The sequence below is a fragment of the Coleofasciculus sp. G1-WW12-02 genome (assembly GCF_040219735.1).
GTDB lineage: Bacteria > Cyanobacteriota > Cyanobacteriia > Cyanobacteriales > Coleofasciculaceae > Coleofasciculus.
The window spans coordinates 1-23,579 of sequence record NZ_JAVJRX010000187.1 but is presented as its reverse complement, the minus strand read 5'-3'; the positions used below and the strand labels follow the sequence as shown (position 1 = coordinate 23,579).

Genomic DNA, 23,579 nt, shown 5'->3' with positions numbered 1-23,579 from the left:
GAGCAGCAAACTGGCTATCGCATCCGCTGGTAGGTCTTTAACACTTGCCGATAACGTAGTGCGCTTAGCACTTAGGCTGGTAAGCACAGCTTTAACTTATTTGGCTAAAGCTCCGTGTATGCGAGACCGGGGTTGCTTACTCGCCAGGAATTGCCAGAGTAGCCACGTTGCCGTGTTTACATTAAGGGAGTAGGTGCATCTTAACCGGAATCACCCAATCAGATATCTATCGTGTGACAGAGTTACTTATCCCCTGGAACCCACTTGTTGCCTACTCCAGGTTCGATTGCCTGTTGCCTTACAGTCGGTTCTGTGACACCTTCAGGCGTGCGGTGTCGGCAATGCTGAAAAATGTTACAAAGTAACGTCTGTTACAGAAATGTTTCTAGTGATAAATATTTTGCAATCAGAGTAAAAAAGGATATATAAATCTTGATTAAAACAGCCGTAGAGTACAAGGGTACAAGGGTACGGCTTTTGTCCCCATCACTACAGGTATGATAGACGAATGATCAAGCGGACATGATATTACACCAAGCGCCGCTCTAAAGCCAATTGCCCACCAAAACAAACGGCGCCCAATAATAAGGATGCTCATACTCAGGGTTTTTCAAGATAGAAAGCTGTGCCTGACGCAGAGATTCCGCTTTGCTATTCTCAGATTGAGTCAGGGATTGGTAAAACTCAGCCATGAGTTGAGCCGTTGATTGGTCGCGAACTGACCACAGGGTTGCCAGAGTGCTGCGAGCGCCTGAACGTACCGCAACACCCGCTAATCCCAAGGCGGCTCGTTGATCCCCGGTTGCGGTTTGGCAAGCACTGAGAACCAGTAATTCAATCGGTTGGCTATCCTCTCGTTCTCGAACTTGCAGTAGTTGATCCAAATCATTGACATTAACTTGCCCTTCCCACGTCAAGATAAACGTATCTTCCACCTCGGAACTAAACTGACCATGGGTGGCAAGGTGAACTACTGGGAAAGAAACAGCACTAATTTCCTGCTTAAGTGTGGTTGTGGTAAATTCTTGATTGAAAAGCATCTCAGACGGCACTTTATCCGCAATTTTACTCAGTTCTAACTCGACTCCAGGTAAGGCAGAAAACCCCTGACGTTCCTCGCTGAGTCCACCAATTAATGCCTGAAGCCGTTCTCGATCTAGCGCACGCGGTTCTAATAGTTGCAATCCCGGACTCACCGCGATACTGTATTTTTCGATCAGATACTGTTCTCCATCGTGAAGGGCTGCCATAGGCAGATTTCGCAAAGCCCCATCCAAGATAAAGACGAGGGTTTTAATCTCACTGTCAGCTAACTCGACTTCTATGGGTCGAATCAGCCAGTCATAAATGTCTTGGGAAAAGCGTAACCGTTGTTTGTCCGACAACACGGGATTGAGGAATTTGCGGAGTTGGATAAAGGCGTTGTTGACCTCTGTTTCTGGTAATTGGGTTTCATAATGGCGCAGGGGTTGTCCCGGCAATGATAGGATCACGGCTAAACGGTCTGGCAGAATAATTGGATAAATTACCGCCGCCGTGGGATCAACCTGATCAATTTGCTGGGGTTGCGCCTGGATACAGGTGTTGCGAAAAAAGTTATCTAATTCAGCAAGCTGGAGAGATTCAATCACCTCACGGGCTTTTTGCAGGTTTTTTTGAGACGGATCAGATTTTAGGAGTAAGCCCACCAGTTGACGATAGACGGGTTCAACCCGTTCTCGAAAGTAAAATTGTAAATTTGGCAGGGCAATCAAATCACTGCGGAGCGATCGCAAGGTTTCAACGGCTACGGTATAAGCGGCGACTGCATCCTGGGTATTTCCCTGCTTTTGCAGAATCCGACCCAGTTGCCATTCCCATAAATAGGCAATATCGCCAGCATTAATTCCTTGAACCAAACTCAGCGCTTGTTGCGTCAGCTTTTGCGCCTCGGCTAACTGCTGCTTTTGTTCGTAAAGTTTGCCTAATTGACCCAAGGCGTAGGATTCAGCTTTAGCGTCTTGAATCTGTCTGGCTTGTTGAATGGCTTTGGCTAATAATTGTGCGATCGCGCCGTTCGTAGTCAGCGCTTTAGCGCTTCCGGGATTGTCGGTTTCTGGGGTAAGGTTATCGGTCAAACCCGCCCCTACAACTTGACATCCAGAGGTGCCATGGCACGTCTCTACATCGCTTGCCATCCTGATCAGGCTGTCTGCCAAATTCACCTGAGCATAAACAGCCGCCCGACTGGGGGATAGGGTGGCGAGGCGAACTTGGATTTGCGGTAATAGTGCGATCGCGGCTTCCTCTTGTTCCGTATTGATCAACAGACTCAGTTGGTTCAATTGAGCTTTGATTTGGATCAGCGAATCGGTTGCATTTTTAGCTGCTTTGTGGTAATAATCTAATGCTTTGTCATCTTCTTGTAAGTCTCTCGCCACATTCCCTAAGCTCAACAGAATCGCACTCGTATCGGGAGTTGGGTTTAGTTTTTGGGCGATCGCTAAACTTTGGGTTAAAAGGGTTTGGGACGTTTTAAGATCACCCAGCTCTTGCAGGGCAATTCCTAAACTCTGCAATCCTTGAACTTTTAGCAGGGAGTCAGGTTGGGCTTGGAGTTGTTGATTTGCCCGTTCTAAGAGTGTTTGCGCCCGTCGATAGAGTCCCAAGGTTTGCAAGGCTTGGGCTTGGTTAATTTGGCTTCCCAGTTTTCCAGTTTCATCCCCGGCGCGGGTGTAAGCGTCAGTGGCTTGTTTCCAGGTTTCCAAGGCGGCTTCAGCTTGTCCTTTGGTGAGTTGCAGGCGTCCTTGAGTATTCAATGCTTGACCCAGAATCGCCAACCCCCCTGAGCCCCAATTGTTTTGATGCTGCAACAGATCAAGACTTTGGCTAATCGCCCGTTCTGCTTCCTGGACTTGTCCCAAGTTTTGATAAGCTAACGATAGATAACTTAAACTTAGGGCTTGATTTAGGCGATCGCTCTTTGCTTCATAGTCTTGGGCGGCTTGTTGCCACAGTTGAACAGCCTCAGCTAAACGTCCTGCTTCAAAGGCGGCAATTCCTTGTTCTAGGGGGGTTGGGGAATTGGCAATTTTGGCGTTTGGGGTTTGGCTTTTTAAGCGGTTGCTAGTATCTCTAAGCTGTAAGCTTTTATCGGTTTGGGCAATACGCCCTTGTTCCCTCTGCCATCTGCCTTCTACCTTGTCTCCACTAATGTGTAAAGATTCAACTGGATATGAGATTCCGGGTAATACACTGGTAACGAGAAACAGGGTTAGCCCAAACAGGATCACAGAGGAAGCATACTGTCTAAAACTCGACCGAACCTGTAGCCCGAAGAATTGACGAACCCACTTCATAGTTTTACCCAATTGTGATCATTCATGGTATTGAGAGGGAGTTTGGCACTGTCTTAACGTTCAGGAGGAAACCTCGAATTTTCCTAAACCCGCCCTGACTAGTCTGTTAGCATCGGAATTATGTTTTTTTAACGCAGAGGGGCGCAGAGGTTTACGCAGAGGGACGCAGAGGTTTTTTGTTTGATTTGAGATGAGCCCCAGTCAGAACTAAGGACATCAGACCAATGACGATTCCCCCCCATTAATGTTAATTTTTCTACCTCCTTAAGGTGAACAAGTTTGTGGTTTATATCGAGGACTTTGAGGGGAACTTTCTGGTAAATTAGCTACCAATTCAACTTGACCTTTTTCATTGACAATCCAGCCTTGCGCTTCAATAATTTGAGGTTGAGGATTAGGTCGAGAAAATTGGAAATTGTTTTCTGTTTTAGCGACAGGCGATGGGGAAGACGCCACCGATAAATTGCGTACATCTGACCACACCGTCTCACTGGCAAGGGGTTGAGTCGGGTTAGCAGGTAAGCCACCACGTCCAGTTAGGGAAAAGTAATTTCCTTCATCAGCAGCACAGCCAAGAGCAATAAGTCCGCTGGGATTGGTGAAATTGTCGGGTAATTCAATTAATCCTTGAGAGGGGTCAATACCCTGGATAACGATATTCACAGTACCACTGAACTCAGGTCCTAATTCAGAGGTGGCGGTAATATCGCTTAGGGGCGTTAGTTGTTCCCGAAACTCCGTACCAAAAATACCTTGAGCTGTAATACTAACCCGCCCACCTCGACCTTGTTGAGCATTGGCAGTAATATCGCTATTTTTTTGAGCGACTAAGGTATCGGTGATGATGGTAATATTACCGCCATCTGTATTTCCGGCATTGGTGGTAATTTGACTTTCTCGATTCATTACTAAGTTTTGGGTTTTTAGGGATAAGTTACCCCCTTGACCCGAATCCGTCGCCGCATTAATCGTTCCCTGATTGTCCAATTGAATCAAATCGGCGACAATTTCTAAGGTACCCGCATCCCCAGAACCCAGACTATTCACGGCAACTTGTGCCCCATCTCGGATAATGAGTTGACCTACATTTACGGTTAAAACACCCGCCGCACCCGTGGCTTGCAAGGCGGGAAAGTCAGCACGTCCGGAGGAAGAAACCAAACTACTAGGAATTTCTACGAGGACTCCTCCACCCGTAAAGTTTCCCGTACCAACGAGTTCCAGGGTATCCGACACCTTAACCGTCAATCTGCCTCCATCTCCTGCACTCAGAGTGGTGGTTGAGATATTGCCCCCATTGCGAATGATCATATTTCGGGTGGAAACGGTTGTGTCTCCTGCGGGCGCCCCACTAAAACTGGTGGTTCCTGGACCACTAATAAATTGAGAATCTGGGGATACACCGTCAACTTCAATAAAATCAGTTGCATTTATGACAACATCTCCGGCTGGACCCCCGACCGGAATTAACCCTAATCCCGTTGATGCACCTGTCTGGTTTCCCACTTGCGCCCCTTCGCGCATAATTATCCGGCGTGTATTTACGGTGATGTCGCCGCCTGTCCCTGTACCAAAGATACTGTTGGCAAAAATCCCCGTGGGAGCCAGGGCACCAATGGGTGTACTGTCCATTTGTACAGACTCAGAGGCGTTCACCTGCAAACTTCCGCCATCGCCTTGACCAAAGGTAATCGTTTGCAGGAGTCCCCCATTTTTTAGGGTTAGGCGTTGCGTATTCAACCTGATATTCCCCGCATCGCCTGTTGTTCCTTGAAACGCCCCAGTAACAAACGCCGAACCGGATATTTCCACGGATTCAGAAGCGTTGACCAAGACATCTCCCCCTCTCCCCGCACCGCCTGTGGGTGTAGACGCGATCGCGCCATTCCGCATCACCAAGCGAGTTGTATCAATGGTTAAACGACCGGCTGATGCTGATGCACTACTTCCTTGAGTACCCGCTAAAAGTCCGCCTCCGACAAATTTTTCTATATCGGACACCTTTAAGGGTGGGGGGGGTAAACCTAATCCCTTTAGTAGTGCTGATAGTTCGGGTGTCAATGAGTCGGGTGTGGCTAACGCCCTTAAGATAATGCTGAACTGCAAAGCCTCAAATCCCGAACCACTCAGTTCTACGGAGTCTGAAGCCCGAATCGTTAGATCTCCTCCTGTTCCACCTCCAAAGGTTGAGGTGGAGACTAAGCCTCTACCCTGTACCCGCAGTTGTCCTGTGTTTATGGTTAAATCTCCCCCTGATCCAGCACCGACTGTATTTGCCTTGATACTACTGATGGGAAAACCATTGGGGGAAGCGCCGACGACTTCGACTAACTCAGAAGCGTTTATGGTTAAATTACCTCCAGGTTGAGATCCTTGGGTAATTGACAGAATTTGTGACCCATCCTGGACGGAAACTTGTCGCCCTTGTACCAGAATCTCACCCCCGCCTTCACCACTCGCGTTAACAGTAGCTTGTTCTATTAGTTGAATCGTTCCTAATGTAGAACTTGTCGCATTGGGGAATGAGGATTGGGGAGAATTTAGGTTCCACTCTCCATTAAAAACAGAACCGAGTTCAATTTTTCCCCCAGGTGCGGTTAGATGACCCCCTGCTAACTCCACATCTCCACCAATTAAGGATAAAGTTTGACCAGTTTGCACCTCTAGACCCACGACTTCATCCCCACTTTGGGCAACGGATTGATTGACAATAGTGCCGGGATTAGGTCCAAATTGCAAACCGATGGGAACATTAACGGTGAGCAAAGGGGACGGGGTTTGAGGATTTGTGGCGCTGAACTCCAGCCCATTCTCAAAAATAATGCTATCTGCTGTCGTGGCTCGAAATGCACCGGACACATCTAATCGAGCATTTTCGCCAAAAAAGATACCATTGGGATTGAGCAGAATTAGGTTCGCGGCTCCATCGACGCCTAAGGTTCCCAGAATATTTGTCGGACTGTTTTCACCGGTGACGCGAGTGAAAATGGTTTCAATCCCTCCAGGGTTGGCGAAATCAACTCGTTGTCCATTTTCCACATTGAACTGTTCAAAACTGTGGAATAGGTGAGAATCCCGTTGAGCGCCGCCTTGAATCATAATGTCTATTGGGTTATCGCCCGGTGTCAATACCGACGTTTCATCACCCAAAGTAGTATCGGGAGTAATTTGCGCGATCGCAGGCTGAGTTAAAACAACGCCAATCCAGCATCCCAACAGGCTTGTCGCTGTCCATGCCATTAACGGGAAGCTAGGGAGATCGCGGCTTTTCTGATTCAAGTTTCGTGCCACCGCTACATTACATTCTAAGTAACACCAAACCAGTTATCACTGTATTTGGCTACAATAGCATCTTTCTAAAGGTAGATGCTAAAAACTAGAATAGGGACACGATATGATATAGTGTCCCTACAAATAGTGATACCCCGGCACCCCTGAGCGCGGCGGTCAATTTATCTGCGACTTTGGCGTAGCGCGGCTAGCTGCTGTATTTGTTGGCTTTGCTGCTCCACTTGCATCGAGAGAGTATCACAGACCAAATCGCACAATTCAAACAGAAACGGGTTTGCTATTTTATAGTAGACACAAACTCCTTGCTGTTCACGGGAAACAATTCCCGCCTGGTTAAGTATTTTGAGGTGCTTCGATACGTTAGCTTGTCCCAGTCCGGTTTCTTCAATAATCTCCGTGACGTTCTTTGCACCTGCTTTCAAGCAGCAGACAATCTGTAGCCGACTGACTTCCGAGAGTACCTTGAAAAAATCTGCCATCAAGGTCAACGCCACAGGAGAGAGTTGGGAGATTCCGCAATCGGATACTGAATTGGCTTTCTTGGTCTTGGTCGCTGTGCGATTAGGCATAAGGGGTAATGTTCTGCGGTTCGGTATCGTTGACTGATTAATCATATTATTACATAACACACATTTTCTTCGCCATTAGGCTGAGAGAGCAGGGGAGTAGGGGGAGCAAGGAGAAATCAGCCAGATGAGCGAAATCGGAGAGATAGGGGAGATAGGCGTCACTCAGTCGCGCCAGTCAAAGGGGTTTTCCGATGGGCAAACTATTTAACGAGCTAAAACAAGACATTTTGTATTTGAATCAGCGATCAATGGGAATTTTGCCAGTAAAAAGCAGGTTGTACATCAGTGAGGATTAAATCAATGATAGCCAAAAACAAATGCTTCTTTGGTCTTAAAAAAGATCGCCAGGTTGATGGTGATAAAATCAGTCATAAACTGATGGATAAAGTGATCGCTGAGGGGGGTGAGAATGCCGCGATCGCGCTCACGCAACGGTGGAAACCTTGGCGAACTATCAGGTTCAGGTATTAGGGGCAAATCACTGTACCGGAACAGCCGCGATCGCGTTTTTGTGGCATCATTTTCTCGGCAACTGTATAAGCTGCCATGTTGGTACTCGCTTAGGGTTTGACAGCTGAAGGTTGGCACTTTTTTTGCCGAGTGTGTGATGCGATCGCCTCGTAATCACCTCTAATTTAGAACGTCTGCCCCGTGTAAACCGAGCGAACTTCTCCATTACGTCGAATAATGGCTTCTCCGTTGTTGATATCAACTAACATCCAGCCACTTGTGCCAATGGCTTCACCCATGTTAATTCGCTGAGTGATCCCATCAATTTCAAATAAGGCAGCAGAACGTTCGCCTAACTCTAGCACTCCCACTAGAGTATGTTTGACCGGAGGCGGCGGTGGCGGTGCTGGTGGCGTTGGCGGTGCTGGTGGCGTTGGCGGTGCTGATGCTGTTGGCGGTGCTGATGCTGTAGGTGAGGTTGGAGCAACCGTTGGAGGCGGTAGTGGCGGTGTTGGGATAGTGACTTGAGGTGGTGGTGGGGTGGGTAATGGCGGATTGGCAGCAGGTGAAGGGGCTGGGGCTGGCGGAGAGGCTACCGAGGAGTTGGCGGGGGGTACAGGCGGTATCCAGGAATTTTGGGGTGGATAAACCGGATAGTAGATTCTTTCCAAAATTGTACCCGGTGGATTCGCACCTGAGTTGGTCGAAACTGGAGGATTTCCACCACCTGCGATCGCGGCTTGTTGTCTGTCTTTAGCTTTACGGTCAATGGCTTCTAGCGCTCGTTTAGCATAATCTCCAAACTCGGAATCCGCTTCTGAGGGGAGTTGGGTTTCAGGAGACGATGAGGTGATAAAGTTGGGCAACCAGGGTGCAAACCGTTGTTTCTGGGTAATCAGTAGCAACAGTGCGGTTAGACCCACTGAAATCAGAGCCATTACCAATAAAAATTTATCAATAGACCAACCTGATCCTTTGCCATGGGAACGGGTACTCTTTATCCCTTTCGTCTCTGAAGACTGGGTTTGGGACGTTTCCTTTTTCTCTCCAGATGGCTGTTCCACCAAGTCTTGAGCAGGTATCACGGCGGGAGGCGCGGTGATGGGGGGAATCACAATCGACTGTAAAGATACATAGTCTGGCTTAGTCGGTTCCGTCGGTAATTTGCTACTCCCTTCCAAGATACGGTCAAGATCTGCAAATAAATCATCCATTAACTTATCCGCATCGGCTTCGGCTGACCAAGCCGGGATAGTAGTGGAGGTGGTTGATGGCTTGTTTGCCTTTTCGTGAGTACTGACGTCCTGAGACATAATGGCTCGCCCTTATGGCTATAGAATTCTCTATATTAAGATGCTCTAAAGCATTTCCTATCGCTTAGATTAGCAATCAAATTACCGATCTGAGAAAAAATTCTCATCTTTTTACCAAAATTCTGTACGATCTTAAGTCCAATGGCGACATTGTTGGTCTACTTCTGTTGATTGGCTTTAGCGTTACGTCGCCACATCTGGGGTTTGATGCGTCGCAAGGCTGATGCCGGAAATCGTTGATGCCATTGGTGATCTGAAAGTGTCGCCAGTTCCGCTAACTTGGGCGCTACATTCCCAGGATAGGGTTCAAAGTCGGCTACATCCGTCCCTTGAGCAAAGCGTTGGTTCCAAGGACAAACATCCTGACAGATATCACACCCAGCTACCCAACCCTCTAAATGAGGGGTGATGGATGGGGGGAGTTCCTCCGCTCGATTTTCAATTGTATGATAAGCGATACAACGATTGGCATCTACGACAAAGGGTTTAACAATTGCTCCAGTCGGACAAGCCTCCAGGCAACGGGTACAGGTTCCGCAATGTTGGGTATGGGGAGTATCGGGTGTCAAAGATAAATTGGTTAAAACTTCTCCTAAAAACACCCAACTGCCATACTCTCGCGTAATTACATTACCATTTTTAGCGATCCAACCAATTCCGGCACGTTCTGCCCACACTTTATCTTGTACTGGACCTGTGTCTACATAGTAACGAGCTTGGATTCCTTCCCCTTGGGCTTGTAGCCAGTGGGTCAATGCTTTGAGTTTTTTGAGCATTACCTTATGGTAATCTCGTCCCCAAGCGTAACGGGATATCTTCGCGTAGTCGTTTCCCTGAGGACGTTGGTGAGGTGTGTAGTAGTTTAGGGCAACTGAAATAACTGATTTAACCCCTGGCATACAGGTATGGATATCCAAGCGGCGAGGATTCTGCATCCAGTCCATGTCAGCATGATTTCCCTGAGCCAACCAGGTTTTTAGGTGTTGAGTGGCTTGTTCGTCAGCATTCCCCTCTACCGCCGCAATACCACAGCGATGAAATCCTAGCGATCGCGCTTTTTGCTTAATTTGATTGCTTTTGTCATCTGTCATTGGTCATTGGTCATTTTTTATGGACAGAGGCGCAACAGCTACCGCCTACTTTGGCAAGTTTCTATATTATGAATGAATGAAAGTCATACCGTTACTCCCCCCTACCAACAACCTGAAATGACTATAGAGGGCATTACCCAGTCCGTGATTTTGCGTTACTTTGAAACGATGAATGCTAGCGATTATGAAGCAACAGCCGCCTTGTTTACTGATAACGGCGTGATGCAGCCGCCGTTTGAGGAACCCATTGAAGGAAAAGCCGCGATCGCAACCTATCTAAAGGCTGAAGCCATTGATATGCAGCTGTTGCCCAAAACGGGAGTTGTGGAACCCCAAGAAAGCGGGGATACTCAAATTCAAGTCAAGGGCAAAGTAAAGACACCGCTCTTTAGTGTCAATGTGGGCTGGATATTTATTCTCACTCCCGAACAAACGATTAGTTTCGTCAGAATTAAGCTGTTAGCGTCACCTCAAGAACTCCTCAGCTTCAGACGATCAACCAATGACGAATGACTAATGACGAATGACTAATTAAGCCGCCACTTGCTCCCAGGAACGAGCTAGCCGTTGACGCCCCAACTCAATATCTCTGGGTGCACAAAGCCAATCGGGATGAGCTGTCATCAACAAACTCTCTAATGCTTCTTGGTCAAATAAATGCCAGACCGCCGCGCCGTCACTTTCAGTCGCGATCGCGTAGCAGTTGGCGCTGATACACTCAATGGTCAAGGTATTGGCAATTCGCACTACTTCCATGCGAGCGCCCGGTTGAAGACTTCGGAACCGCCGAATGCTTTGCTTCCATTCCTTGAGTGATGACACCGTTAATCCTGGAATCGCTACCTGGATATCCGGATCACCATTGATGGCAATCCAGTAGTGGCGTGATGGATCAATTCCTTCCAACCATGGGGAATCGTCATCTAGTCGGTAGCGGGGAGACAAGATAAACGGCTGTGTCATAGGAACAAAATTTTTGATTGCACTAAACTTAACGGCTAACTCTCGTTTAAAAATGCTCACCAGCAAGAGAACAAGGGGCATCCTTAAACAGATAGGTCAACTCGCTCTTGAGACTTAACTATTTAAAATCCTATATATTAAGATATCTAAATCAAGCAAATTTAACAAAGCTTATAGATTTCATTAGAAATATCGGCTTTTTTGTAAATTATTGTAACAATCACTGCCCCACATTCGATAAAGTGTTATATTTATACGTCTCAAAAAAATAGGGGCGATCAGCAATCATTCGTCAGCTTTAGGCAAGCTCGTTTCCATCTTGAGACAGTTGCGACCGTTGATCTGCAAGCGATACTCGACTCTATCCATAAGCTTTTGCATAATCAGCCAGCCATATCCGCTTTCCTGTTTAGCTTCTGGAGAGGGTTGATTATAGTTAGTGATGTCATACCCTTTGCCGTGATCCCAAATTTCCAAAGCAATGTCTCGCTCTTTGAGTTCCAAGCGAATCAAGATGGGTAAATTGGGTTGATCGCGATGAGCATGACGCACAACATTGGAATAGGCTTCCACTAACGCCAGTCTTAACCGACTCGATTGACATTGCCAATCCACTGAATCTCCTAATGCCACTTCCAAACTTCCCAGTAACCAGCTTTCGACAATGGTCAAAAACTTCAAGTCACTTGGTACATGCAGCTCCGTTTTCATCAACTATAGAACCTCCATCGAGAGAATCGTTTGATCATCTTCCTGAACATTGTTAGTCTCCTCGCGGATGCGAACTAATAAATGGGGTAGACTAAAGGGAGCTGGCTCCTGAAGCAGAAGTTGCCAAAGACCTAATGTTCCCAGCATTGAATTCGTCAGGGATTGACTAGATTTATGGTTTTGAGAATCAGAGCAATGCTTAACCTCCTTCACCGTTGCTTCTGTAATACCATCACTGATCAGCAGCAAAACATCACCTGTATGTAACGTCAAAGTTCCAGCTTTTGCCTGCCATTCAGGTAGAATACCCAAAGGAATCCCCCTAGCTTTTAGGTAATCCGGTTCTACTGTTACAGATGATTCCGGTGAAGATTGCTGTTGGGCAACTAAACGATGAGCCCAAACCAAAGGATAAATGTGACCTGCGTTAGCATAGACAAGCTGCCGTGAGGTTGGCGTATATCGTGCTAAAACCATCGTGATAAAACAGTTGGTACTGAACAGATCATCTGACATAATGCTGTTAAGATTTCCCATTACCACCTCAGGTTCTGGAGATATTTCTTGAGCCAATTCTCGGCGCAAAATAGAAATCGCACTTGCCATAAATAAAGCAGCCGGCACTCCCTTTCCCGACACATCACCCACGGCTAGCCAAATATCTCCCTGGGGATGCACGTATACTTCAAAAAAATCACCGCCAACTTCTCGTGCTGGGTAGCAGTGGGCTTGTACTCTAACCCCTTCCACATCGGGTAAACTTTGGCGCAACAAATTATTTTGAATTTGGCGAGCCACCTCCAATTCAGCCCGCATCTGTTCGGCTTGTAACTGGGTGCGTTGGTAAAGTTTTGCCTGAGAAATTGCTAAAGCTGCCTGTTCAGCGACAGCTTCAATGAGTTGAATGTCCTCTGACATCCAGGGATGATCACACTGTTGCTTATAAAGAGATAACACTCCCAATAGTTGTTGTTGCCAGATCAGAGGAACAACCAGATGCACCGCATGATTACCATCACTGAGTTGTTGAACAAGCTGAGTTTTCCGGAACTCCAGAACATTTTGAACAATCGGTTCAACATCAGGTAAAGATTTAGAGTCTTTTGTTGGCTCAGCTTGGTAAGAGAATGATTCTGAAATCAGGTGATTACCATCGACAGGTTGCAGGATACAACTCGTCGCCTCGAACGTTTGACCAATCGTGGTGACAACAGTTTGCAACATACTGCTATAGTCTAGCGATTCGCGAATGGCTGTTGTCACGACATTAAAGAGTTCTTCGCGACGTAAAGCGCGGCTCAGTTCATTGGTTCTTTGTTTGAGGACTCGGTAGGTATCCGCCGCCTGTTGAACGATGACTTTCAGGCTTTCCGGATTCCAGGGTTTGGTAATATACTTAAATACTTTGCCCGAGTTAATTGCTTCTACTAAATCTTCAACGTCTGTATACCCCGTTAAGAGAATACGAATTGTATCGGGGAAGCGATTAACTGTTTTCCCCAAGAATTCTGTACCATTCATCAGGGGCATCCGCTGATCAGAGATAATGATTGCCATTTCTCCCTGTTCATCCAAAATGCTTAGAGCGCTCATTGCTCCATCGGCTTTATAAACCCGGAACTCTCGCCGAAACGTTCTATATAATAAATCTAAATTGTCAGGCTCATCGTCCACTATCAATAATTTGAGTTTATCTGCCTGACTCATTCTGTTTACTCCGGTTTCTGCTTTAGTTAGAAACAATAAGTTAAGGGGATTAAAAGTTATTACCTTATTGAACTCAAAACTGGCTTTTTTTCTCTAGCTTAACCTTCTTCTGGGGCAACGTGGTTGCTACTCAGATTATACTTTCTCGTTTAAGGCAGGGGTGCAGGGGTGCAGGAGTGCAGGGGTGCAGGGTGTAGGAGTGCAGGAGTGCAGGGTGTAGGGAAAATCTTTTGTGAGTTAACTCAAGACTCTACCTTACCCTGTTCCCTATTCCCTGACAAATGACCGTTAGCGAGTTACTCCCTGCACGACTGGGCGAATGGCAGAACCATCAAAAAGTCCTGGATTCCCTGTCCAATTAAAATCATTAATCCGGAAGCTAATCGACCCTAACTCCTGAACTGGGTTGTAGCGCAGGAGAATACTGTAAGTACGACGGCTATATTCCAAAAATAAATCCGTACTGATTTCCTCACCCGTGTCCAAGTTGTAAGATGTCTGAAAACCAGCAAGAAACGGACCATAGATTTGTTGGGTGATGCCAGCAGAAAGAACAATTCGATCAGCAACTCGGTCAAAAGGAAATGGGGATAAGTTACCGCGTGCGATCTGAGTGTAGCTGAGGTTAAATCGAGTGTAGTCGAGATAGGGTCGAGAAAAATGCCCTAGCTGACCCACAAGCCCAATTGTACCACTGAGGGATTCCTGGGTATCGCCACTACTATAGGCACTAGCAACCCCTGTTGCTACTCCCTGTAGTGCCAAGAAAGGAACCACGGGTGTTGGCGTATATCGTAATCCTTCGGTGGGGGTTAAGGGTAACGCTTCACCTCGCCAGAGTGTAAAACTTCGGCTTAACGATGCACTGGCTTGATAGCGTGTCAGGTCGATCCGATTATTATTTCGTGGAGGGGGGGGTAGCAAGTCTGGTCGGTCTGTATCGGCTTTGATCGCCTGAATACCTGCTTGATAGAAGAGATTGATACCCGTGTCACCTAAGGGAATCACTGGGGAGGTGACCACAGCTCCCAGACTCTGTTGCACGGTTTGAAAGCCCAAGGAACCGTTAAAGAGGCGATCGCGAAAGCTATATTCCAGATTCAAGTTATGGGGTAAACCTGTACCGATAACCTGCTGGAGTCGTACACTAGCTCTGAGTTCTTCTTCAAACTCATCCGGATCAAGACTGGTGAAGATGGCTGAAGCCCGTAGGGTTGTCCGAGGGGTAAAGGTGGCATCCAGTCGGGCTTTGAGACCGAAAGACGAGGGGTCTAAAAGACTGCCACTATCATTTTCTGGGGTATTGGGGTTATTTTCACCCAAGATGGCTCTCTGGAGAAAGTATTGGGGAGTGACTTGAAATCGTACCCCTGGAGTGTTGACAATATTAAAGGGTCGCTCGATAAATAAACCGCCGCGATCATCATCATCGAAGCCAAACTGGATTAAACCAGGTTCCCGTTCGCGACGATCAATAATCACGCGATCGCGAAATGTTGGTACCGATAAACCTTGATCAAATACCAACCGTGGACGAGTGGCAACGATTTCATCCACTAAGGGTGAAATCCGGCGAAATCGAGCCGTTTGAGCTTGTAATTCTAGTTCAGGTGGGGAAAAGGGATCATTGGTGATCCGTACATTTTGGGCGATCGCTTCTGAACCCTCAAAATCAATGCGATCAGCTTCATAGCGGAATCGGTTGATTGTCCCTGCAGGAGGCGCACCCGAAACTACATTTGAGAGATTTCCGGTAGTTGTTGTGCCAAAACCTCCTCCAATTAAGAAGGAATAAAAGCCTGGATTGGTTACGCCTTGAAGGGGTTGATTGCTGATAATGCGATCGCTGATCGGTCGTTGTTCTTCTGGAGCATTTGGATCAGCCGGGGAGGGTAAGATAGTTAAATCAGTACCTGATGTCGGGACGTATAATTCACCACTGGCATCAAAAATCACGCCGCTATCCTGGACAAAGGAATACTCAAAGCGTTGACCCCGTAAAACCTGATTCCCTCGCGTCAAGGCTACATTATCCTCAGCCACCAAAATCCGATTCGGTAGGTTAACCTGGACGCGATCCGCTTCCAGCAAAGCACCGCGAAACTGCAACCTGACATCTCCCTGAGCGGTAATCACCTGTCGCTGTTGATCATATTCTTGTTGATCAGCAGTCAGTTCCAGCACCCCCGTGATTGGACCTGGAGCCGCCGATTCAGGAGTTTGTGAAGCAGAAGGATTGGGGGTTGGCTCGGAGGGAAGCGATCGCGGCTGTCGCTCATGGACATCTGGTACAGGGACTAGCTCTGGGTTAGGTATCGATGGAGTATCGGGTTGGGGGATAGTAAATTCAAACTCTCTCATCTCTCCTCCCCGCTCTTGAGTGATGATACGTTCAACGTTTGAGAGTTCCAGGGTTACGGCGGAAGAACCTATTGGGTTTCCATTCGTTGCCTTTGAGGCTAAGCTCACTGAAGTTTCTTCAGTGGAGGATTGAAACCCTTGCTCCTTATCAGTCGCGCTAACAATAGTACTCAAGGCATCAGGAGCAATCCCTTGTGCCATCTGTTCTGGCGTTGAAGCCTTTGTTTGATCATTTATCCTTGGTGGTTGACCAATGGTCAATGAGGGAGCTGGCGTAGTTGAAGTAGGGCTAAACTGGGCATGTTCATTTAGACTTGTGACACGCGGCGGCAAATCCTCACCCGCTAAACCCTTCCTGACATCTGTACTCTCCGACACCTCGGCTCCCTGGCTCTGTGTGGGGGCATAACGGACAGAAATCGGTGGTCCGAGCAAGGCAGCCTGTGAGGATGTTACATCATAAGAAAACTCCGGTGCTAACGTTTCTGGTGAGGTTGGTGTCGCCAATCCCTTTGGAATTTCCTGGGGAAGGTGAGTCGATACTGAACTCACAGGTGAGGACGAAAGGGGAACAACAGCGTCCTCAGTTGTTAACGATTGAATAATGGCAGGAGTTTCAGGCGGCTGAACGGGTTGGGGCATTTTTCAACAATAACGGTCGAAGGAACAAATCCGAAGCGTACCCCCTTACCGCGCCTAATCAAAGCGGGGCGAGGTACGCCTCGCCCCTTTGAAAAATTCAGGGATGAAGCAAGTACAATTTACTCCAGATCCCGTCGCTTGGGGTTACGAGCCGGATCGTTTGACAGGAAGCCAAACACAAATAAAGCAACGAAAATACTAACAACGATATAGACCACAATCTTGAGTGTCAGCATCTTGAATATCTCCCAGAGGTATGAATCATCGAATTGGCGGTTGTGTTGCGTTTTGCAACAACTTTTTTAATCATACCCAATGGTGGTCTCCTTGTTGATAGGCAAAGTCTACTCACGCTCAGGATAAAGGTACGATACCCAACCGGGTTTTATCCTACGTCCTAATACACATCAGACTTTTTTAGTCAAGACTTTTTTAATCAAGCGTGAGTTCCCTTACCTATAGCGTTTTTGCCGTCATCGAAAAATGAGCCTAAACCTTTTGCTGATGGGATTTTAGCCTTAAGCTGACACCGATACACCGAAGTCTGTCACTAAAACAGTATTAAAAGTCTCATCCTTTGTGTAAAAGTATGTACACAATGTTATCCGTGTAAGACTTGAAATTTTGTCGCTCTATGCAGCCTATTCGCACTTTTAACGTTTCTCCCGCTTTGCCAGAAGCCTTGGAACCCTTACGTAAGCTGGCATACAACCTGCATTGGGATTGGAATGTAGAAACGAAAGATTTGTTCCGACGCCTAGACCGTAAACTGTGGGAATCCACCCGTCATAATCCTGTTTTGATGTTGGGGATGATTAGCCAAGCCCGCCTGGAAGAAGTGGCTGAAGATGATGGGTTTCTGGCACAAATGGAACGGGCATCTCGACAGTTAGACGATTACCTCAAGGAACGAACCTGGTATCGTAAACATCGTGGCAACAGCGATGAAAAGGAATGCTATGCCTACTTCTGTGCCGAGTATGGATTAGTCGATTGCCTGCCCATTTATTCCGGGGGCTTGGGTGTCTTGGCTGGCGATCATCTCAAATCAGCCTCTGACCTCGGTTTGCCTTTAGTGGCGGTCGGTTTACTCTATCAAGAAGGATACTGCGCCCAATACCTGAATGCGGAGGGTTGGCAACAAGAGCGCTATCCCACTAATGACTTTTACAATATGCCGCTGCACTTAGAGCGCAATGGTGATGGTGAACAAGTGCGGATTGCCGTAGAGTATCCAGGTCGTACTGTTTATGCTCGCGTCTGGCGCGTGCAAGTGGGAACGGTTCCCCTGTACCTGCTTGATACCAACATTGAACCAAATAATCCCTACGACCAAGATATCACCGACAGACTCTATGGAGGTGATCTGGATATGCGGATTCACCAAGAGATGATGTTGGGGATTGGTGGGATGAGAGCCTTAAAAGCCTTGGGATACAAGGTCAATGTTTATCATCTCAACGAAGGTCACTCCGCTTTCTTAATTCTGGAACGCATCCGTCGGTATATTGAGGAAGAAGGGTTAAGCTTTGCCGAAGCGAAACAATTGGCTCAGTCAACCCAACTGTTCACCACCCATACCCCTGTCTCGGCGGGATTTGACCTATTTCCTCCCGATAAGGCAATGTACTATGTGGGTCATTATGCGAATATCTTTGGTTTATCCCGGGAAGAATTTCTGGGGTTGGGACGAGAAGATACGGGCGATTTGGAATCCCCCTTCAGCATGGCAGCTTTGGCAATTAAAACCTCTAGTTTTATTAATGGCGTTAGTCGGTTGCATGGGGATGTGTCACGCCAGATGTTCCATGGACTGTGGCCCAATCTGCCTCTTGATGAAGTCCCCATCACCTCGATTACCAATGGGGTTCATGCTCGCAGCGTAGTGGCAAAGGCAAATCAGGAACTGTATGACCGCTACTTAGGTCCGAACTGGTCAAGCCGCAAAGCAGAAGATCCCTTATGGGATCGGGTGGCTTCGATTCCGGATGAGGAGTTGTGGCGCAATCACCAAGCCTGTCGTTCTGAAATGGTCATGTCTGTACGGGAATGCTTGCAGTACCATTTGCGCGATCGCGGCGCTACACCTGCCGAAATTGATCGGGCGCGTGAGGTCTTAGATCCCAGCATTTTGACGATTGGCTTTGCCCGTCGGTTTGCCACATACAAGCGGGCAAACTTATTCCTGCGGGATCTGGATCGGATTAAAAAAATTATCCAAGGTAATAAAGAACGCAAAGTTCAGTTTGTCATTTCGGGTAAAGCTCACCCCAAAGATATGCCTGGGAAAGATTTAATCCGCGACATTATCCATACAATTCGGGAAGCGGGATTGGATAACTCTGTCGTCTTTGTGCCAAACTACGACATTCACATCGCCCGACTGATGGTCTCTGGTTGTGATATCTGGTTAAATACCCCCCGTCGTCCCCGGGAGGCATCGGGAACCTCTGGGATGAAGGGTTCGATGAATGGTCTAATGAATGTCAGTATCCTTGATGGATGGTGGGACGAAGCAGATTACGTGCGAACAGGTTGGCCCATCGGACATGGGGAAGAATATGATAATCCTGAGTACGAAGATGAGGTAGAAGCTAACGCCCTTTACGACTTACTAGAACAGGAAATCGTCCCCCTGTTCTATAATCGCGACAATGAAGGATTACCGCGTGGGTGGATTGCCAAGATGAAAGATGCAATTCGGCTCAACTGTCCTGTGTTTAATACCGCTCGTATGCTCCGAGATTATGCGATGCGTGGTTATTTCCCAGCGAGCGAACGCTACAAGGCGATGACTAGCGAGGGATATCAACCGGTGAAAGAACTCGCTCAGTGGAAGCAACACTTATTTGAACACTGGTACAGTATTAAAGTTGAAGACATTGACATTGCTGCTCCCAGCGATCTCATGGTCAATCAATCGGTTGCGGTGAAAAGCCGCATCAACCTAGCTGGATTAACGGCTGATGATGTACAGATAGAACTCTATCAAGGTTCAGTCAATGCCAATGGGCAAATTGTTAATGGCGTACCAGTAGTGATGGATTACCAGGGAACTGACGCACATAATGTCAGTATTTATACGGCTGATATCAGTTATAGTGCCAGTGGATTACAGGGTTTGTCTCTCCGGGTATTTCCCAAACACCAACATCTTTCTAGTCTCTATGAACCCGGCTTAGTTCTCTGGGCTTCTTAGTATTGGAGATGGGGGGAGTGTGAAGTTGTGAGTTTTGAATTAACTCACAATTTTGTTATCTCCCCCAGCTCCCTCTGCTTCCCCAGCTCCCCCAGCTTTCCCTGCACGAGGAGAACTTCAGGTTAAAAGTAAACAGGGGCATTACTTTTTCCTTATATCTAAAACTCTCCCAGTAATTACAGCACTGACGATGCCAATCAATACGCTCAAGCCAAAGATTAAACTAAAACTTGCCCAATGGTTTAGTGCGGGTGTAGGTTGATTGGCCGGGACTGGTAAAATACTCTTAACAATCCCTTCTGCTTGTTCGGTCAGTGCAGACGCAGCCAGTGATGCAGTGCTAATTCCCACACTCGCGATCGCGACGGTTTGATTGAGAGTGCGTTCATTCTTGGTTTTCTCAATTTCGATGATTCCAGCAATGGTTTTTATACAGGTTTCTAGGGGATTTAATCCGGCTTTCAGGGTTTGGTAATCGCTGTGGATGCGGCTGATAAATTTCTCCGTCGCCATCTCACCAAACGCTTCCAGAAAGCCGAGATCGCTGGTGGGGTCAAGTTGTGCGATCGCGTCTACTCGCTTGATGTAGTTTTGAGTGTTTATTTCTAGATTCGAGGCTTGTTCTTGCAGATAACCTAAACTGGTTTCATAGTAGTGAGAGATCGACAAAGCATGGGCTAAGTCTTGTTGCAATTCATCCAGATTTAGGGGAGAAGCATAAAGGCGTTCGGGTAGAGAATCAACCAGTTTTTGGATAACCCGAGAGAAATCCTTCAATGTTCTTTTCAGTTGACGGCTTTGTTCATAACTCCACAGTATTTTATTGCGGTAGTGAAACAGAGGAATTAAATCGAGGTAGAGTCTGCCAATAATATCTTTCAGTTCTGCGTCGGTTTTATCATAGGGAAACAAGCAGATCAAAATATAGTGATTACGGTTTAAGCCATCGGGAATAATATCGATTTGTCCGAGTTCAAAGCAAGTAGCGCCTTGAAACTTTCCCTGTCCTTGATAATCCCGTTGCCATTTGGCTTGGGGAAGCAGTTGTAAAGCGTTATAGCAATCTTGGGCTGTTGCTTTTGGGTCTTGATTAGCTGTGGCTAGTTTACCCCAAACCAGCCAGTTTTGCCCCATCTCACCAGGGATTTTATGGGTGTGTTCAAGGATAATGTCTTTAATTTGTCCCAGTTTTTCCTCTAGGGAGAGTTGTTCCCAATCCGGTTCATTTTCTTTTCCCGAACAGTCGATTTGCAGGGCGTAAGTATCGCCAATTTTCACCGGGTAATAATAGCCGTCGAGGGGGTATTTAAATCGCTCAATTTTTTCCGCACCCAGGAGTTCGATATAGCTGGAGAAGAGTATTTCAGCATCTTGGAGTTCGGCGAGCTTTTTATCGCTGAGGCTATCCTGATAAATGCGCTGCCAAAAACGGCGGCGATTTTCCTGAATTTTCTCATTATTCTGTCCCAATCCGTCTGCTAAATCATAGAGGAATAAATCGACAGTGGGATAAATCAGTTGGGGAGACGAGTTCATATAACGTTATCAATTATAAAATCATTGTCGGGGCTGTAGGGGCGCATAAAAAAGAAAGTAATACCTTGATCTGACCCCACCCTAACCCTCCCCTTATCAAGGGGAGGGAACCGCCAGGGAACATTTCCCCCCTTAGCAAGGGGGGATTAAGGGGGGTTATTTTCAAGGTAACGAGATTCAACATTTCACACAGAAAGCTTTTTCCCTTAACTTGACACGGATGACTGACGTGCGCCCTACTCAATGTACTGCGTCAGGCTGTAAAATCCTATAGGAAATAAAATTGATTTTTGATTAGTCATACTCCATACTTGTTCTTAGCCGAATTGACGGGGTTAGGATCAGAAATAATTTTAGCAGTTTGCTCAAGTTGGGTTCGATCCAATTTAGATTCAATTGTTGCTATAGTACATTCCATCTGGGCAATAAAGTCCTGGATATCTCTGGTGATATTAGGAGTTTCTCGATTATTATCGTCGTCAGCGTTATCAGCCGGAAGAAATTTTAACCCTATCTTCTCTTTTGCTGCTGTATCGGTTAACAAGAGACGGGCAGATTCATAAGGTATCTTCAAGGCAGGAATGCTAATTGCCAAATCGTGCAATTCTCCAATCCGGGTTTCCAGGGATTGGGCAATATATGCCAGTTTTTCTTTAATTGTATCAGAGAGGGGCGATCGCTGTTGGCAGAGGGCAGCAAGAAAGGCTTTGAGAATCAGAACATCGGCGTCTTTCATCATAGACTCTTGAGTCGGAGCATATAATACTACTTTATTCTAGTTTCCCCCTTTTTAAGGGGGGCTAGGGGGGATCTCTTATAACGATATTATTGCAGTAGGTTTAGGTGTCTAACAGCCTTATAAAAGGCTAAAGCCCTTACTACAAACGACGATGAACGACGAACCTAATCTTTAATACCAGCTATCGTAAACGCCGCCCAGTAATACGGATGAGAATAAGGTGGATCATCATTTTCCATTCTATCCAGTAAATCGCGCTGGTCTTGCAAAATAAGCTGAAGGGATTTGTGTTGGACAAGTTGAGGAATTACCTGATCTAACCACTCAAATAATTGCTCACAACTTGCTGTTTTTAGCCAGCGTTGAGCCAATTTCAATGCCATTGGTGGCAATTGTCCCGCCTCAAGGTGCTGGTAAAATTTGACAATTAATAATGCGCTAGCCGCTGATTCTACTGTCCACAGGGGACTCATCACATAAGTTACCCCAGCTTTCAGAAAGGCGCTGACTAATCCCACATATTCATCAGTAATCGTTTCGTCGCCAGTCATCGCGGTTTCACAAGCACAAAGACAAGCTAGATAGTAGTCTTTTAAATCCAGATGAATAATATCAGTTAATGTTAGTTGGTCAGTATTGTCGAGGAATAGACAAGATTGAGCCGGATTGCCAGAATTATAGGCTCCATGTCCGGTAAAGTGGAAGACATGATGGGGAGTTTGTAGAGATTGGCAGAGGGATTCACGAGTCGCGTTTGGGTTGGCGATTAGCGTAACCTGGGAAAATAGCTGACGAATTAATGCTGCTTCAACTTCAGCGAAGGGTAAGTCGGATAAGGGTGTGGCTTTTCCCTGAATGAATAGTCTACTTTTGGGATTTTCTACCAGTAATAAAGAATGGAGTCGGGGACAATTATCTGGAGTGTCATTAATCGGGAATTTTCCGCCATTGTCCCTATTTTTCTCATCCTCCAGAATCAACCGTAACTTAGAATAAGCGCTGGGGAGATAGGTACAGGTATAATTCGGGAAAAAATAGTGCAGGGGGAAGCGGTGCAAGTCGCGGTGGGGAATCAGGATAAGATTTTCAATCGGCTGATTTTGCAGGTGTTCGATAATACCAGAGATATTCAGAATCGCCCGGAGTTCCTGGAAACTCTCCACCATTTGAAGACGCCAAGGATGTTGTTTTTTCTCGGTTCCGTTGGCTTTCTCCTTTGAACTCCCATACGCCTGATAACGTTGATTCCATTCGGTTAACCATTTTTCCCAAGCCAGAACGTGCTGTAACGATTCAGAACGCTGGTCATTTAACTCTATAAACCCTCTGCGTTCCTCTGCGTTTTCCTCTGCGTTCCTCTGCGTTAAAACAACCTGCAAGTCATCCGGTACTATCACAAATGTAGTTAACGCACTCGGACTCAAATGCCAATAAATCGCCGCCGTCGTTGGCGTTAAAAGACGTTGAATCTGGCGGTAATCCAGTTCCGGAACCTCCTCATATCCTAAGAACCAACGCAAACAGGTATTTTTGGTTCTTCGGTACTTATTATGCTAAACTATCAACTAAATGCCAAAACAATAAAGCTCTTTTTTCAAAGTTATAAAAATTGGTAAATCCAAAACCACAACGTTTTATTACCTTTAATCTATTGTTAATTCCTTCGACG

The 23,579-nt window shown here is 46.7% G+C and carries 17 protein-coding genes; 2 read left to right on the top strand and 15 right to left on the bottom strand.

Going from position 1 to position 23,579, the window contains the following annotated elements; genetic code table 11:
- Positions 1-545: 545 nt before the first annotated feature.
- The 6 genes from RID09_RS29355 to queG all read right to left on the bottom strand — a co-directional run bounded on the left by RID09_RS29355 (position 546) and on the right by queG (position 10,052).
- Positions 546-3,338 (bottom strand): CHAT domain-containing protein, encoded by a 2,793-nt coding sequence (locus tag RID09_RS29355; protein ID WP_446339451.1) that lies wholly within the window; start codon positions 3,336-3,338, stop codon positions 546-548.
- Positions 3,339-3,602: 264 nt separating this feature from the next.
- Complete coding sequence (locus RID09_RS29350) at positions 3,603-6,629, bottom strand: two-partner secretion domain-containing protein (RefSeq protein WP_446339450.1); 3,027 nt, start codon at positions 6,627-6,629, stop codon at positions 3,603-3,605.
- A gap of 161 nt (positions 6,630-6,790) precedes the next feature.
- Complete coding sequence (locus RID09_RS29345; RefSeq protein ID WP_446339449.1) at positions 6,791-7,198, bottom strand: ArsR/SmtB family transcription factor; 408 nt, start codon at positions 7,196-7,198, stop codon at positions 6,791-6,793.
- A 297-nt stretch (positions 7,199-7,495) separates the two neighbouring features.
- Positions 7,496-7,786, bottom strand: a complete 291-nt coding sequence (locus RID09_RS29340) for a hypothetical protein (protein ID WP_446339448.1) — start codon at positions 7,784-7,786, stop codon at positions 7,496-7,498.
- Between the two features lie 47 nt (positions 7,787-7,833).
- Positions 7,834-8,961: a hypothetical protein gene (locus tag RID09_RS29335; protein WP_446339447.1), complete on the bottom strand. Its 1,128-nt coding sequence runs from the start codon at positions 8,959-8,961 to the stop codon at positions 7,834-7,836.
- A 158-nt stretch (positions 8,962-9,119) separates the two neighbouring features.
- Positions 9,120-10,052 (bottom strand): tRNA epoxyqueuosine(34) reductase QueG, encoded by a 933-nt coding sequence (gene queG / locus RID09_RS29330; RefSeq protein WP_446339446.1) that lies wholly within the window; start codon positions 10,050-10,052, stop codon positions 9,120-9,122.
- Between the two features lie 72 nt (positions 10,053-10,124).
- Between queG and RID09_RS29325 the strand changes: the two genes are divergently transcribed.
- Complete coding sequence (locus RID09_RS29325) at positions 10,125-10,565, top strand: ketosteroid isomerase family protein (protein ID WP_446339445.1); 441 nt, start codon at positions 10,125-10,127, stop codon at positions 10,563-10,565.
- An 18-nt stretch (positions 10,566-10,583) separates the two neighbouring features.
- Here RID09_RS29325 and RID09_RS29320 read toward each other — a convergent pair whose 3' ends face one another.
- The 5 genes from RID09_RS29320 to RID09_RS29300 all read right to left on the bottom strand — a co-directional run bounded on the left by RID09_RS29320 (position 10,584) and on the right by RID09_RS29300 (position 16,672).
- Positions 10,584-11,015 carry a hypothetical protein gene (locus RID09_RS29320; protein ID WP_446339452.1) on the bottom strand — a complete coding sequence of 144 codons (432 nt, stop codon included), beginning with the start codon at positions 11,013-11,015 and terminating at the stop codon, positions 10,584-10,586.
- 285 nt (positions 11,016-11,300) lie between these two features.
- Complete coding sequence (locus tag RID09_RS29315; protein ID WP_446339444.1) at positions 11,301-11,726, bottom strand: ATP-binding protein; 426 nt, start codon at positions 11,724-11,726, stop codon at positions 11,301-11,303.
- A gap of 3 nt (positions 11,727-11,729) precedes the next feature.
- Positions 11,730-13,433 carry a SpoIIE family protein phosphatase gene (locus RID09_RS29310; protein WP_446339443.1) on the bottom strand — a complete coding sequence of 568 codons (1,704 nt, stop codon included), beginning with the start codon at positions 13,431-13,433 and terminating at the stop codon, positions 11,730-11,732.
- A 288-nt stretch (positions 13,434-13,721) separates the two neighbouring features.
- On the bottom strand, positions 13,722-16,436 hold the full coding sequence (locus RID09_RS29305) for a DUF3769 domain-containing protein (RefSeq protein WP_446339442.1): 2,715 nt from the start codon (positions 16,434-16,436) through the stop codon (positions 13,722-13,724).
- Between the two features lie 119 nt (positions 16,437-16,555).
- Positions 16,556-16,672 carry a photosystem II reaction center protein I gene (locus RID09_RS29300; RefSeq protein ID WP_006099131.1) on the bottom strand — a complete coding sequence of 39 codons (117 nt, stop codon included), beginning with the start codon at positions 16,670-16,672 and terminating at the stop codon, positions 16,556-16,558.
- Between the two features lie 398 nt (positions 16,673-17,070).
- Between RID09_RS29300 and glgP the strand changes: the two genes are divergently transcribed.
- Positions 17,071-19,635 carry an alpha-glucan family phosphorylase gene (gene glgP / locus RID09_RS29295; RefSeq protein WP_446339441.1) on the top strand — a complete coding sequence of 855 codons (2,565 nt, stop codon included), beginning with the start codon at positions 17,071-17,073 and terminating at the stop codon, positions 19,633-19,635.
- Positions 19,636-19,776: 141 nt separating this feature from the next.
- Here glgP and RID09_RS29290 read toward each other — a convergent pair whose 3' ends face one another.
- The 4 genes from RID09_RS29290 to RID09_RS29275 all read right to left on the bottom strand — a co-directional run.
- Complete coding sequence (locus RID09_RS29290) at positions 19,777-21,171, bottom strand: hypothetical protein (protein ID WP_446339440.1); 1,395 nt, start codon at positions 21,169-21,171, stop codon at positions 19,777-19,779.
- A 298-nt stretch (positions 21,172-21,469) separates the two neighbouring features.
- Positions 21,470-21,910, bottom strand: a complete 441-nt coding sequence (locus RID09_RS29285) for a hypothetical protein (RefSeq protein WP_446339439.1) — start codon at positions 21,908-21,910, stop codon at positions 21,470-21,472.
- Between the two features lie 164 nt (positions 21,911-22,074).
- Positions 22,075-23,430 (bottom strand): CHAT domain-containing protein, encoded by a 1,356-nt coding sequence (locus RID09_RS29280; protein WP_446339438.1) that lies wholly within the window; start codon positions 23,428-23,430, stop codon positions 22,075-22,077.
- A 28-nt stretch (positions 23,431-23,458) separates the two neighbouring features.
- The coding region (locus RID09_RS29275; RefSeq protein ID WP_446335901.1) for a transposase at positions 23,459-23,579 on the bottom strand (121 nt) is incomplete at its 5' end.

What these genes read in the sequence shown, in the direction of transcription:
- queG (WP_446339446.1), bottom strand. Translation starts at nt 10,052, where the DNA reads ATGACAGATGACAAAAGCAATCAAATTAAGCAAAAAGCGCGATCGCTA.
- RID09_RS29315 (WP_446339444.1), bottom strand. Translation starts at nt 11,726, where the DNA reads ATGAAAACGGAGCTGCATGTACCAAGTGACTTGAAGTTTTTGACCATT.
- RID09_RS29320 (WP_446339452.1), bottom strand. Translation starts at nt 11,015, where the DNA reads ATGACACAGCCGTTTATCTTGTCTCCCCGCTACCGACTAGATGACGAT.
- RID09_RS29305 (WP_446339442.1), bottom strand. Translation starts at nt 16,436, where the DNA reads ATGCCCCAACCCGTTCAGCCGCCTGAAACTCCTGCCATTATTCAATCG.
- RID09_RS29300 (WP_006099131.1), bottom strand. Translation starts at nt 16,672, where the DNA reads ATGCTGACACTCAAGATTGTGGTCTATATCGTTGTTAGTATTTTCGTT.
- glgP (WP_446339441.1), top strand. Translation starts at nt 17,071, where the DNA reads ATGCAGCCTATTCGCACTTTTAACGTTTCTCCCGCTTTGCCAGAAGCC.
- RID09_RS29290 (WP_446339440.1), bottom strand. Translation starts at nt 21,171, where the DNA reads ATGAACTCGTCTCCCCAACTGATTTATCCCACTGTCGATTTATTCCTC.
- RID09_RS29325 (WP_446339445.1), top strand. Translation starts at nt 10,125, where the DNA reads ATGAATGAAAGTCATACCGTTACTCCCCCCTACCAACAACCTGAAATG.
- RID09_RS29310 (WP_446339443.1), bottom strand. Translation starts at nt 13,433, where the DNA reads ATGAGTCAGGCAGATAAACTCAAATTATTGATAGTGGACGATGAGCCT.
- RID09_RS29355 (WP_446339451.1), bottom strand. Translation starts at nt 3,338, where the DNA reads ATGAAGTGGGTTCGTCAATTCTTCGGGCTACAGGTTCGGTCGAGTTTT.
- RID09_RS29285 (WP_446339439.1), bottom strand. Translation starts at nt 21,910, where the DNA reads ATGATGAAAGACGCCGATGTTCTGATTCTCAAAGCCTTTCTTGCTGCC.
- RID09_RS29345 (WP_446339449.1), bottom strand. Translation starts at nt 7,198, where the DNA reads ATGCCTAATCGCACAGCGACCAAGACCAAGAAAGCCAATTCAGTATCC.
- RID09_RS29335 (WP_446339447.1), bottom strand. Translation starts at nt 8,961, where the DNA reads ATGTCTCAGGACGTCAGTACTCACGAAAAGGCAAACAAGCCATCAACC.